This is a genomic window from Salinivibrio kushneri (assembly GCF_005280275.1).
Taxonomy (GTDB): domain Bacteria; phylum Pseudomonadota; class Gammaproteobacteria; order Enterobacterales; family Vibrionaceae; genus Salinivibrio; species Salinivibrio kushneri.
Map to the genome: position 1 here is coordinate 1,031,789 of NZ_CP040021.1, position 12,017 is coordinate 1,043,805.

Genomic DNA, 12,017 nt, shown 5'->3' on the forward strand with positions numbered 1-12,017 from the left:
ATGGATTCTGTCACGCAAGCCGCGTTAGGCGCGACGGTCGCGGGCTTGGTTGCGGGTAAACGCTGCTCACCGAAAGTGCTGCTGGCGGGCGCGGCCTTGGGGACCTTACCGGATCTGGATGTATTGATTGATTATGGCGATCCGGTGGCGAACACTGTGAATCACCGAGGTTTCAGCCACTCGCTGTTCGTACTGCCTTGGGTTGGCGCGCTCATTGCTTGGTGCTGGTGGCGCTGGCAGCGTCAGTGGCCACTGTGGCAATTGATGGTGCTGGTCATCGCGGTGCTTGTCACCCATCCATTGCTTGATGCCATGACGGTATATGGCACCAAGCTATTCTGGCCGCTTGATGTGCCATCAGTAGCGGTAGCGAGTTTATTTATTATCGATCCCCTGTATACGTTGCCCCTACTGGTTGCGCTCATCAGCGCGCTGGTATGGCGCCATCTTGGGGCCAGGATGTGTGGTGTTGGGTTGATGGTCTCGAGTCTTTATTTGGCCAGTTCTGTGTATCAGCTCCATCAAATAGAAAACCGGGTTGCCGAGCAAACACAAGGAACCTTGCTGGAAGGCCAGCCGTTGATCATTATGCCAACGCCGTTTAACACTTTACTGTGGCGTGTGGTCGTCAGTGGCGAAGATCAATACTGGGAGGGGCTGGCCTCACGACTTGATGCCAACCCGTCAATTGATTGGGTCACGCAGCCTCTGGGAGAGTGGCCGCTGGCAAACTCTGATACCCTCAGTGCTCTGCGGACGTTTTCGCGTAATTTCATTCGCTTTGAAAACCGAAACGGGCAGCAGGTCGTCACCGACTTACGCTTCGGGGTGGCCGCCTATCAGCCGTTTCAGTTTTTACTGGCAGAGCAAAAGATGAATGGGGAGTGGGCGCCGGTCGCGCCTCAACAACTCGAGCCTGACCCTTTGCCTGAGACCGCGCTCCCCGCGTTGTGGCAACGCTTGTTGGGCGATCAGTCCATCGATGCCAAACTCTGTCGGCAATCGTGTCAAGCGAATGATACGTCTGTTGATACGCTATCCTCTACAGCGTTACCGACCAGCGGCACCTCAAAGCAATGAGCGTGCCTCTGCACGCTCATTATTGTCTTGTAGGCTCTCGATAACGCCTACCAGTCAATACCCTGGCGAGCTTTAACACCCGCATCAAAGGCGTGTTTAACATTACGAACCTCAGACACGGTATCCGCCATTTCAACGAGACGACGATGCGCACCGCGACCCGTGATTAACACCGATTGCTCACTGGGGCGTTGGCTAATCGTAGCGATGACATCGTCCAGGTCAATATAGCCATAGGTGATCATATAGGTGATTTCGTCCAGGACGACCAAATCGTAACCAGGATCGCTGAGCATGGTTTTGCATGCTGACCAGATTTTTTGTGCGGCTTGGGTGTCGGCCGTTTTATCTTGGGTATCCCAGGTAAACCCTGTACTCATCACATGAAAGTCCACGCCATGCTGACTGAGTAAGTCTCGCTCACCGCATGCCCAGGTTCCCTTGATATACTGCGCCACCCCGCATTTGAAGCCATGGCCTGCGGCGCGTGCGACGGTGCCAAACGCGGAGGTGGATTTGCCTTTGCCGTTGCCAGTAATAATAAGAAATAGCCCTTTTTCTTGTTGTGCGGCGTCAATCCGAGCATCGACTTTTTCTTTCAGTTTTTGCTGGCGCTGTTGATGACTGTGTTCTGACATGTGATTTCCAACCTTTGGTTAACTTAGGTCTATAGTAAAGGGACGATAGGGTGGATGCCACCCATGACATTCTGGCCACAAACCGACGGCCCCAGCCAAAGGACGCTATGATGATAAAAGGAACGCACGCTCTTATTGCTTTGTTGGCTCTATGTTCGCTGCCTGCTGTGGCGGGTAAACAGATAGATTATCAGTTAGACGGGGAGGCATTTTCCGGCTACCTAGCTATCCCTGCCTCTTTTGAGAAAGGCAGTGTGGTGATTATTCATGACTGGGATGGGCTAACGGACTACGAACGTCAACGCGCGGATATGCTGGCAAACTTGGGCTATCGTACGTTTGCATTAGACATGTTTGGCGCCGGGAATCGACCGACCAGCCTAGAGGCGAAGAAAGCGGCGACTGGTTCACTGTATGAAGACAGAGTGCGGATGCGCGAACTGATTGAAGCAGGGATGAGTGCCGCGCAATCGCAAGGTGTGACGCAGCCAGTAGTGGCTGGCTATTGTTTCGGTGGTACGGTGACATTAGAGCTTGCACGCAATCCAGGCAATATGCCTGTCAGTGGCTACGCGAGTTTTCATGGCGGTTTGGGCACGCCAGATGGCCAAGGCTATTCAGAGGACATTGCGCCACTGTTTATTGCTCATGGTGGGGCGGATAAAGCGGTGCCCATGGCAGATTTTGCGACCTTTATACAAACGCTAGAGCAGGCGGGTGTCGATTACTGGTCGCAAGTGTACGGTGGGGCGCCGCATGCGTTTACCGTATTTGGCTCGGAGAGGTACCGTGAAAAAGCTGATAAAAAGTCCTGGCAGGCGTTTAAAACGTTTTTGACGGATCGGATGGAATAGTGACACGAGGAGAAAAGAAATGATTCGTCATGTATTGCTTGTTCGTTTTACCGCTAACGCGCGCGATGATCAGATCCAAGCATTGAAAGATAAATTTGAATCAATGCCTAGTGTCATTGATGGCGTTGGGTCGGTCGAATGGGGAGAAAACAACAGCCCAGAAGATAAAGACCAAGGTTACACGCATGTGATTGTGATGACGTTTCGTGATGGTGCTGCGCGGGAGCGCTATTTACCGCATCCTGAGCATGAAGCTCTAAAAGCGATATTTCGTCCTATCCTGGAAGACATTATCGTTGTGGATTATTCCGTGCCTGCATAGGCGCTGATAGACGGCCCTATCACCGAGTATTACCTGCCTCACTATAGGCAGCGTTTATCCTTACTGGTAAGCTGAAAGCCTAGCCATAAGGAGGTTTAACGCTGATGACAACGGATAATCAAAGGCCCAGTGTTTTGGTGGTGTGCTTGGGCAACATCTGTCGTTCGCCCACCGCTGAAGCCGTATTACGTGCTCGCGCACAGGCGCGAGGCTTGGCAGTCGATATTGATTCAGCGGGCACGGCAGGTTATCACCAGGGTAATCCGCCTGATACACGTAGCCAAGCGGCGGGGCAGGCGAGAGGCTACTCGTTTGAAGGTATTCGCGCGCGCCAGGTTGGCCCAGCTGACTTTGGCTGTCATGACATGATTCTGGCAGCCGATGAGAGCAACCTGGCTGACTTGCAAGCGCAATGCCCACCCGAGCACCAAGGCAAACTGACTTTATTTCTCCACTGGGGGGAGCATACCGATGGGCCGATCCCCGACCCTTATTATGGTGGCCCGGACGGCTTTGAGCGGGTGTTAGACTTGCTTGAACAAGCGGCAGATGGGGTGCTGGATCATATTGAAGCGCATCTTTTGCCACGCTCGTTGAGAGAGTCCGCGTCTAGGGGATGAGCGCAAGAGCAGGAGAAGAATAAACAAACGGCGCGTATCAACGCGCCGTTTGTTTTAAGCCTACGTAAGCTGATTTACCATTTCTTTTTCGGCGCAAACAACTCGTCCAGATCACTTCTTTCTTCTTCTTGTTCCGACTGAAGTTTCTCATGGCCCGTATTCAGTGTTTGGGTGATATCACTATGCATTTGCTCTAAATGCTTTTTCATCTCTTGCGAGTAATCATCGGTTTTGGGCGAGACCACATCAATCGCTTTTTTCAATAACTGCTGAGCGGTGCCCATTTGCCCTTTTTGCTTGGCGTCATTGGCACGCTTAATTACGTTCTCAATATTGATTTTAAGCTGCATCTGCTCCAAGCGCGCGTTCTCAGCCACAAACGCCTGTGTTGCCAGTCGTCCCTTTGAATGCTCCGCTTTCACCACCGAGCGCAGACGTTTTACTAACTTGAGCATCGAAATCGCTTGTCGATCGTTATCTGGCACTTTAAAAGAGGTGGACTCGCGGTTTGAATAGCTTTGTTTGATTTGATCGATTTGCGCTTGAGTGGCACTAATACGTTGCTTGATGGATTTATCGGAATCATCAATCTCGTACATGGCTTTCAAGGAATCTAGGATCTTCTTATTCAAGCAAACCAACAAGGTCCCGCTATAAGGCAGGTTATGTGCATTACCAATAAGCTCTTCGGTGGCGTCAATCACTGCAATGTGCTTTGCCATCTCTTGGCGCTTGTGAGATTCAATTTGCTTACGTTGTTGAGCCAATATGTTGTAGCCGACAATCAGGCCGAGCAATATGACACAAAGGCCAGCTATCAAGGCAATATTCATAATTCAGCGTCGATGTTCCTTGTAATAAACTCAACGGGTTAAGATACACGATCTCAACCGACAGAGATAGCATCAATCAAGGATGGAGGCAGTATGAGTGATCCGCCTCTAACTCTGCACATAACATCCGATTCGCATGCGCTGCTAATAGTGTGGCCCATAATCGTGCACTTGGCGATAAACGTATCGGAATAATCAAATTTTAGCGGTCGAGTCATATCACGTTTGTTCACCAAGTTGCTTAGTGAATGTGCAATCGCTAACGTTTATATAACCAAAGCCTATTAAATAGTCTAATTTGGGTATATAAATAATCTATCAGAACCCAATGCTGTCACTTAACCCATGAGGCTCGCGCGTCTGCACTATGAAACTACAACAGCTTAGATATATCGTTGAGGTCGTCAACCACAACCTAAATGTGTCTGCGACCGCAGAGAGTTTGTATACCTCTCAGCCTGGGATCAGTAAACAAGTTCGATTACTAGAAGACGAACTCGGCGTGCAAATATTTGAGCGCAGTGGCAAACACCTGACCCAAGTTACCCCTGCTGGTGAGGCCATTGTGGAAATCTCTCAAAGCATCTTGTCTCGGGTTGAAAGCATTAAAGCGGTGGCGAGTGAACATACGCACCCAGAAATGGGAAACCTCAATATTTCCACCACCCACACACAAGCCCGTTATGCACTACCGGATGTGATTCAAGCCTTTACCAAGCGGTACCCGAAAGTCTCTTTGCATATGCATCAGGGGACGCCAACGCAGATCTCCAGCTCGGTCGCCAAAGGCACATCAGACTTTGCTATCGCGACCGAAGCTTTCCACCTCTATGAAGACTTGGTCATGCTGCCGTGTTACCACTGGAATCGTTCGATTATTGTCACGCCTGATCACCCGCTGGCACAGAAAAAAGACAATATTACCATCGAGGACTTAGCGGCCTATTCGCTCGTGACGTATGTCTTTGGTTTTACCGGGCGCTCAGAGTTGGATGAGGCGTTCCACCGGGCTAATCTCACCCCCAAGATTGTATTTACCGCTACAGACGCGGACGTGATCAAAACCTATGTGAAGTTGGGGCTAGGGGTGGGGGTTATTGCCAGTATGGCGATGGATAGCCAAGCTGATTCAGATCTCGTCGCCATTGACGCCAGCCATATTTTTGGTGCCAGCACGACCAAAATTGGGTTTCGTAAAGGCACCTTCCTTCGCAGCTATATGTATGACTTTATTGAACGCTTTGCCCCACACCTGACGCGCAATGTGATAGATCAAGCGGTGGCTCTACGTTCAAACGAAGAAATTGATGCCATGTTTAAGGACATTCCGCTGCCAATTCGTTAAACTGCACGAGTATGACAAGGCTGCGTCAAGCAGCCTTTTTTGATCACGCTTTATTCAAGTCTTGATAGCCGCCATGTCTTCCGTCTCTTTTCAGCAACAGTTCAAGCAATTAACCCAACTTCTTACCCAGTTCCAATGGTTATGGCAACCAATGCCAATGGCACATAGACGTTTACCATGGCAGGAAGAAGACGCATTATGCGCTTGGCTGGCAAGCTTGGACTATTCCCAGGTTACAGCGCTAAAGGCCGCACCTGACGCCGTGATTACCCAGCTGTCGAGTTGGTGGCCTGCGTTGGCGTCATTGACCGAACTCACCGCTGTGCCTAAGGCGAGTACGACCAAGCTGGGGGTGGATCCGCGGTTGGCGGTAGGGGTCCCGGGAAGAAAGTGGGCGCAAATCGAGGCATACATCGGTGCAGTTCCCACTCACGGGGAGACGGTACGTTACCTTGAGTGGTGTGCCGGAAAAGGGTATCTCGGGCGTGCCATGTCATCGGTGACCGCTAAGCCGGTTGAGAGTATTGAATGGCAAAAGGCGCTTTGCGATCAAGGACAAGCGTTTGCGCTGCGCAACGCCCTCGCGATGCGATTTTATCCCTTAGATGCCATGGGCGCGGAGGCTGCCGCTGTGATGGCCGGTTGTGACCACGGGTTAGCGTTACATGCCTGCGGCGACTTGCATGTACAACTCCTGCAAAAAGCGGTGACGTGTGGCATGTCGCGCCTATCCGTCTCGCCGTGTTGCTATCACCTTATTCGTGAGGAAACTTATCAGCCGCTCTCGGATGTCGCGCAGGGAACGGGAATACGGTTGAAAAAAGCCGACCTTAAACTTGCCGTCCAAGAATCGGTGACCGGCGGACAGCGCGTCCGTCGCCAACGGGAACAGGAAGTTATTTATCGCTTAGGTTTTGATGAATGGCAGCGGGACTGGCAAAACCAAGATCAATACTTGCCATTACCGGCACTGAAAAAATCACAACTTCACCAAGGGTTTGCTGCATTTTGTCGCTGGGGGGCGGCACAAAAAGGGCTTACGTTCCCCGCGAACTTCGATGCGGATGGCTATTTGCGCCGTGGAGAAGCCCGTTTTGCCATCCTCGAACAAATCAACGTCGTTAAGAGTGCTTTTCGCCGAGCAATGGAAATATGGCTGGTGTTGGATAGGGTGTTATACCTTGAGCAACATGGGTACTCGGTGAGTCTGATACAGTTTTGTGAGCGTGAATTGACGCCACGCAACCTGTTGATTCATGCCGAAAAGAACAACGTGCCCAGCAGGCCAGCACACCTTTGACGTGTTACGCCTGGTGGACAAGTGTCGATCAGGCGATTACCCGTAAAAGCTCGCTCAAGACTGGGTAAATCGTTACACTCGGGTTACCTATCTTTACCTGAAGTTACTTTTTATGCCTGATATCGGCGTCTCCATGGCGGTGGCCATGATCTTGGGGCTTGGCTGTTTTGTGCAAAGCTTGGTTGGGTTTGGCATGGCGATTGTGGCCGCGCCACTGTTGCTGATGATTGATCCCAAACTGGTCCCGACCACCATTTCTATGGTAGGGCTGACATTAGCGAGTATTAATGCTTGGCAATATCGGCATCAACTCTCATTTCGTGATCTTAGTTGGGCTTACTTAGGCCGTGTGCCGGGGACTGCTGTCGCTGGGGGCGTGATGTTAGTCGTCACAACACAAATGCTGGAAATTATCATCGGGGCAGCCGTCTTAATCGCAGTATTGGCGAGTGTGATGCGCTTTGACATTGCCCCTAATCGACGAAACTTTTTTGTCGCCGGTTTTACCTCTGGAGTGATGGGCACCACCACCAGTATTGGTGGCCCGCCAATGGCTCTTGTATTGCAACATGCGGATGTCAATAAGATGCGCGCATGCTTGGCGGGGTACTTTGCGATTAGCTGCATCTTGTCTTTGATCGCCTTAAGCGCCACGGACTTTCTGACATGGTGGCACTTAAAGCAAGCGGCATTTGCGGTGCCTGCCGTACTGGTGGCGACATGGCTTGCTTATCGCGTCGCACCAAAGGTGAAACCGCAGCTCGTCCGTCGGGCAATGTTGCTACTCTGTACCTTAGCTGGAGTCAGTACGCTGGTACGCGGCTTGATGGGTGGCTAGAAAAAATAAAAAAATGACGCCCAGTCAGTGGGGCGTCATTGAATCATTGGATGGTTAGCGAGCGATGATCAGCCAATAAACTGTGCCACTACAACGCTTATGCCTCCCACCATTGCCAAGCTAAGGCCAAGGTTCCCACCAATCACCTGATAATGCTCATCCGTTGAGACGGTTTGACGTGCTTTACGCACCATCAGCACAGGTAACACCACCGCAAGAATCACCAGAGCGATCGCCGCGTAACCTAACGCTGTGATAAATCCTTGAGGGTAGAAAAGTGCGAATACCAAAGGCGGTAAGTAGGTAATAGCGGCGGTTTGCAAGCGGCCACGTATGCTATCTTGGCGGTTAAAACTGTCCGAGATAAAGTCAAACAAGCCTAAACTGACACCAAGAAATGACGTCGCTAAGGCTAAATCAGCAAATAGCGAAATGCTGGAGGCGATATAATCTTGCTGCACCACCGATTGGATGATGGCAACAAACTGAGACAGCTCGCCGTTTTGAACCAAGGTAGATTGTGCAACGGTGCCTAAGCTCGCGACTTGCCAGAAAATATAGAGGGCAAGTGGCAAGGTGGAGCCGACGATCATCACTTTGCGTAGGGAAGGGAGATCTATCCCGACATAACGCACAATCGAGGGGATACTGCCGTGGAAGCCAAAAGAGGTGAAAATAACGGGCAATGCAGCGACCAAGAGCCCTTTTTCGACTGGCATCTCTACGAGGTTAATACTGGATACGTGTGGAGTGAGTAAGGTTAACGCTAAAATCAGGAATAAGACTTTAACGGTAAATAAACCACGGTTGATTAAATCCACTTTACTCGTCCCTAGCGTCACCACTAAGCCAAACACGAGGGTGAACAATACCGCACCGGCCGCTGGCGGTAGCTCGATTGCTGACCACTGGGCCAGCTTCTCATTAAGCTGGCTCCCACCGCCCGCAATGTAGGCGGCGCATAGGGAATAGAACAAGAACAACATGGCGAATGAGGCAAGCCACTTCCCCTTATCCCCTAAAAACTGTTTGGCCAGACTGTGTAGTGTGGCATCCGCGTCAGCGTACTGATGGACTTCTAGCATTAATAGCGCGGTATAGGTCATCAACGCCCACATCGCCCCCATTAATGCCATCGACGCTCCAAATCCAATACCGGCAGAGGCAAGCGGTAGAGCAAGCATACCTGCGCCAATCGTGGTCCCTGCGATAATCAGCGAACTTCCTAGTACTTTATTCATATTATGTTTAACCAGTGTTAATAAAAAGTTAATTGTTGTGTTCGCACAAAAGATAACGTGAATTTATGCGCATTGTGCACTGTCTATGCAGATAAAAAAACGGATGCGTGTAATGCTAAAGGTACGACTCAGTAAAGTAAAGTGTACGGTTAGGCTGGGGTAGTGAATCGAGCGGTCTAATGTCATAATCAAAGACGAATCACGGTGACCAATAAGGAGCGGCAGGGTGGAAAACCAACAACATCAAGCACCAATGCCACAAATCGCGATGCTTTCTACCGGAGAGGAAGTGTTGCTGGGAGATATCACGGATACCAATGCAGCATGGCTATCAAGGACGTTATTTGAGAACGGGCTAACAATGTCTCGTCGCGTGACCATTGGAGATGACCTTGATGATATGGCGATCGAGCTGGTTCGATTATCACAGACAGAGCAAGTGGTCATTGTGAACGGAGGACTGGGACCGACCACAGACGATCTCACCACGGCGGCGATGGCATCGGCGATGGGGGTGGAGCTGACACTGAACGAAGCGTGGCTCGATGAGCTGAAACAGCGGTTTGAGCGACACGGCCGGCCGATGGCACAAAGCAACCTTAAGCAAGCGATGTTACCTGACGGCGCGCGCTTAATTGAGAACCCGAAAGGAACAGCGTGTGGTTTTCACTGTGAACTCAATGGGTGTCATTTTTATTTTACGCCTGGAGTGCCCTCTGAGTTTTTCGACATGGTTGAGCGCCAAATCCTTCCTGAGTTGTTACATGTTTACGCAGCAAAAGCGCGATCTTGTTACCGTTTGTTTACATTTGGCTTGTCAGAGTCCGGGATCAGTGACGTGATGGCATCATTAGTGCTTCCTGACGATGTGTCATTGGGCTATCGCTCGAGTTTGCCTTTTATTGAGGTGAAACTGTTTATTGATGCAGACCATGATGAAAAAGACCCCCTCCTTGAGGCATTGCAACAGCGGCTTGCTGATTACGTGGTGTCATACAATGAGCCGATGGCTTCAGCATTAGCGTTTGACGTTAAACGTCACGGTATGGCGTTGAAAGTCGCCGAGCAATTCACCGGTGGCTGGCTATCAAGCTTACTCAATGGCCAAGCGGCTCACTTGGTTGAACAAGGCTGGGTAATGTCGAACGCGCATGTGCCGGAGCAAGCGGTGGCTAATCCTTTGGCGGCATCACTGGCGATGGCCAGTGCGACGATCAGCCCCGACCAAAAGCAAATTGGCCTTGCCTGTGGCCCGGAACTGCACGGACAAATTTGTGTGGCTATCTCCACACCAGAGGGCGAGTGGGGGCAGCGATTAAGCTTTAAACGGCAACTGTCTCACGACGATGCGCGCTGTTACATCTCTACGGTGTTATTAGATATGTTAAGGCGCTACTTAAGTGGGTATACGGTGATTGCCGATTATGCTTCACTGACACGACATGACGATATTTACATTGATGCAGACAGCATAGAATAGAAGGTCGGCAAGAGAACGGAAGGCGAGGCGATTGTATTACGCCTCGTTCACTTGTTTTTTGATGTCAGCGGGTTGGTAGTCGAACGCGATGGACACATCCGTCTGCGGCGCACTTTGACAAGCGAGGATTTCGCCTGGCATTACAAACGCCATACTTTCTCCCTGCGTGACAGACCCTTGATTAAGCTTACAGCGGCAGGCGCCACACATGCCATTTCGGCATTGATATTCAGGCTGAATACCGGCGTCTTCTAACTGCTCCAGCAAGTTTTGGTGGGTGTTGCCACCCACCATTATGCCGTTCACTTCGATGGTGATACGGGTCATAGCTCGAAGTCGCCAAAGTCTTCGACGCTGACTTCGTTATCGATCTGACCGACCAGATACGAGCTAATTTCGGCTTCCTGTGGTGCCACTTGAACATTGTCCGAGGACAGCCAAGCGTTAATCCAAGGAATCGGGTTTTGTGTCGCATTGTCATAGGCAGGCGCTAAGCCCACCGCAGACATACGCAGATTGGTAATGTACTCGACGTACTGACACAGGATATCTTTGTTCAGACCGATCATCGAGCCATCACGGAACAGATACTCGGCCCAATCTTTTTCTTGTTCAGCGGCTTTTTTGAACAAGTCAAAGCACTCTTGCTCGCATTCTTTAGCAATCTCAGCCATCTCAGGATCGTCTTGACCACTACGTAGAATGTTGAGCATGTGCTGCGTCCCGGTCAGATGCAGTGCCTCGTCACGGGCAATAAACTTGATGATCTTAGCATTCCCTTCCATCAGTTCGCGCTCGGCAAAGGCAAAGGAGCATGCAAAACTGACATAGAAGCGAATGGCTTCAAGCGCATTGACCGACATCAGGCACAAATACAGCTGACGCTTGAGCGCGCGTAAGCTCACCGTGACCGTTTGCCCATTAATGGAATGTGTCCCTTCACCCAGCTGGTGGTAGTAGTTACTTAGCTGAATCAGGTCATCATAATACTGGGCAATGTCTTCTGCGCGCTTTTGAATGTGCTCATTCATCACGATGTCATCAAACACAATCGCCGGATCAGCCACAATATTACGAATAATGTGGGTATAAGAGCGAGAGTGAATGGTTTCAGAGAAGCTCCAGGTTTCAATCCAGGTTTCTAGCTCTGGAATAGAAACCAGCGGGAGTAGCGCGACGTTAGGGCTGCGACCTTGGATAGAGTCCAGCAAGGTTTGATACTTCAAGTTACTGATGAAAATATGCTTTTCATGTTCAGGTAGCTTGTTGTAATCAATACGATCGCTCGATACGTCCACCTCTTCTGGGCGCCAAAAGAACGACAACTGCTTTTCGATCAGTTTTTCAAAAATTTCATATTTTTGCTGATCGTAGCGGGCAACATTAACGGACTGGCCCAAGAACATGGGTTCTTTGAGCGGGTCATTGTTGATTTTAGAAAACGTACTGTAAGCCATGAATCTTAT

General features: G+C 50.5%; 13 protein-coding genes. 8 read left to right on the top strand and 5 right to left on the bottom strand.

The window, feature by feature from the left end; translation table 11 throughout:
- Positions 1-1,080: a metal-dependent hydrolase gene (locus FCN78_RS04965; RefSeq protein WP_077658866.1), complete on the top strand. Its 1,080-nt coding sequence runs from the start codon at positions 1-3 to the stop codon at positions 1,078-1,080.
- Between the two features lie 47 nt (positions 1,081-1,127).
- On the opposite strand, the gene cobO is transcribed toward FCN78_RS04965, so the two are convergent.
- Positions 1,128-1,718, bottom strand: a complete 591-nt coding sequence (cobO, locus tag FCN78_RS04970; RefSeq protein WP_069361449.1) for a cob(I)yrinic acid a,c-diamide adenosyltransferase — start codon at positions 1,716-1,718, stop codon at positions 1,128-1,130.
- Positions 1,719-1,825: 107 nt separating this feature from the next.
- On the opposite strand from cobO, the gene FCN78_RS04975 reads away from it, so the two are divergent.
- From FCN78_RS04975 to FCN78_RS04985, 3 genes are all read left to right on the top strand, one after another.
- Complete coding sequence (locus tag FCN78_RS04975; protein ID WP_235607545.1) at positions 1,826-2,572, top strand: dienelactone hydrolase family protein; 747 nt, start codon at positions 1,826-1,828, stop codon at positions 2,570-2,572.
- 19 nt (positions 2,573-2,591) lie between these two features.
- Positions 2,592-2,894, top strand: a complete 303-nt coding sequence (locus tag FCN78_RS04980; protein WP_069361451.1) for a Dabb family protein — start codon at positions 2,592-2,594, stop codon at positions 2,892-2,894.
- A gap of 104 nt (positions 2,895-2,998) precedes the next feature.
- Complete coding sequence (locus FCN78_RS04985) at positions 2,999-3,514, top strand: low molecular weight protein-tyrosine-phosphatase (protein ID WP_077658867.1); 516 nt, start codon at positions 2,999-3,001, stop codon at positions 3,512-3,514.
- 74 nt (positions 3,515-3,588) lie between these two features.
- Here FCN78_RS04985 and FCN78_RS04990 read toward each other — a convergent pair whose 3' ends face one another.
- Entirely contained in the window at positions 3,589-4,347 is a 759-nt protein-coding gene (locus FCN78_RS04990) for a DNA repair protein (protein ID WP_069361453.1), read from the bottom strand.
- 367 nt (positions 4,348-4,714) lie between these two features.
- Between FCN78_RS04990 and cysB the strand changes: the two genes are divergently transcribed.
- The 3 genes from cysB to FCN78_RS05005 all read left to right on the top strand — a co-directional run bounded on the left by cysB (position 4,715) and on the right by FCN78_RS05005 (position 7,830).
- Positions 4,715-5,692: an HTH-type transcriptional regulator CysB gene (gene cysB / locus FCN78_RS04995; protein WP_077658868.1), complete on the top strand. Its 978-nt coding sequence runs from the start codon at positions 4,715-4,717 to the stop codon at positions 5,690-5,692.
- 73 nt (positions 5,693-5,765) lie between these two features.
- Positions 5,766-6,992, top strand: coding sequence for a methyltransferase (locus FCN78_RS05000; RefSeq protein ID WP_077658869.1), 1,227 nt, complete (start codon positions 5,766-5,768; stop codon positions 6,990-6,992).
- Positions 6,993-7,104: 112 nt separating this feature from the next.
- On the top strand, positions 7,105-7,830 hold the full coding sequence (locus FCN78_RS05005) for a sulfite exporter TauE/SafE family protein (protein ID WP_100297945.1): 726 nt from the start codon (positions 7,105-7,107) through the stop codon (positions 7,828-7,830).
- A 68-nt stretch (positions 7,831-7,898) separates the two neighbouring features.
- Here the strand turns inward: FCN78_RS05005 and tyrP are convergent, their stop codons facing one another.
- Positions 7,899-9,071 (bottom strand): tyrosine transporter TyrP, encoded by a 1,173-nt coding sequence (gene tyrP / locus FCN78_RS05010; RefSeq protein ID WP_069361457.1) that lies wholly within the window; start codon positions 9,069-9,071, stop codon positions 7,899-7,901.
- Positions 9,072-9,297: 226 nt separating this feature from the next.
- Between tyrP and FCN78_RS05015 the strand changes: the two genes are divergently transcribed.
- Positions 9,298-10,551, top strand: a complete 1,254-nt coding sequence (locus FCN78_RS05015) for a CinA family nicotinamide mononucleotide deamidase-related protein (RefSeq protein ID WP_235607546.1) — start codon at positions 9,298-9,300, stop codon at positions 10,549-10,551.
- 36 nt (positions 10,552-10,587) lie between these two features.
- On the opposite strand, the gene yfaE is transcribed toward FCN78_RS05015, so the two are convergent.
- Positions 10,588-10,878: a class I ribonucleotide reductase maintenance protein YfaE gene (gene yfaE / locus FCN78_RS05020; protein WP_069361458.1), complete on the bottom strand. Its 291-nt coding sequence runs from the start codon at positions 10,876-10,878 to the stop codon at positions 10,588-10,590.
- On the bottom strand, positions 10,875-12,008 hold the full coding sequence (nrdB, locus tag FCN78_RS05025; RefSeq protein ID WP_077458044.1) for a class Ia ribonucleoside-diphosphate reductase subunit beta: 1,134 nt from the start codon (positions 12,006-12,008) through the stop codon (positions 10,875-10,877). The genes yfaE and nrdB overlap by 4 nt, the downstream gene beginning before the upstream one ends.
- Between the last annotated feature and the right edge of the window lie 9 nt (positions 12,009-12,017).

What these genes read in the sequence shown, in the direction of transcription:
- FCN78_RS04965 (WP_077658866.1), top strand. Translation starts at nt 1, where the DNA reads ATGGATTCTGTCACGCAAGCCGCGTTAGGCGCGACGGTCGCGGGCTTG.
- cobO (WP_069361449.1), bottom strand. Translation starts at nt 1,718, where the DNA reads ATGTCAGAACACAGTCATCAACAGCGCCAGCAAAAACTGAAAGAAAAA.
- FCN78_RS04975 (WP_235607545.1), top strand. Translation starts at nt 1,826, where the DNA reads ATGATGATAAAAGGAACGCACGCTCTTATTGCTTTGTTGGCTCTATGT.
- FCN78_RS04980 (WP_069361451.1), top strand. Translation starts at nt 2,592, where the DNA reads ATGATTCGTCATGTATTGCTTGTTCGTTTTACCGCTAACGCGCGCGAT.
- FCN78_RS04985 (WP_077658867.1), top strand. Translation starts at nt 2,999, where the DNA reads ATGACAACGGATAATCAAAGGCCCAGTGTTTTGGTGGTGTGCTTGGGC.
- FCN78_RS04990 (WP_069361453.1), bottom strand. Translation starts at nt 4,347, where the DNA reads ATGAATATTGCCTTGATAGCTGGCCTTTGTGTCATATTGCTCGGCCTG.
- cysB (WP_077658868.1), top strand. Translation starts at nt 4,715, where the DNA reads ATGAAACTACAACAGCTTAGATATATCGTTGAGGTCGTCAACCACAAC.
- FCN78_RS05000 (WP_077658869.1), top strand. Translation starts at nt 5,766, where the DNA reads ATGTCTTCCGTCTCTTTTCAGCAACAGTTCAAGCAATTAACCCAACTT.
- FCN78_RS05005 (WP_100297945.1), top strand. Translation starts at nt 7,105, where the DNA reads ATGCCTGATATCGGCGTCTCCATGGCGGTGGCCATGATCTTGGGGCTT.
- tyrP (WP_069361457.1), bottom strand. Translation starts at nt 9,071, where the DNA reads ATGAATAAAGTACTAGGAAGTTCGCTGATTATCGCAGGGACCACGATT.
- yfaE (WP_069361458.1), bottom strand. Translation starts at nt 10,878, where the DNA reads ATGACCCGTATCACCATCGAAGTGAACGGCATAATGGTGGGTGGCAAC.
- nrdB (WP_077458044.1), bottom strand. Translation starts at nt 12,008, where the DNA reads ATGGCTTACAGTACGTTTTCTAAAATCAACAATGACCCGCTCAAAGAA.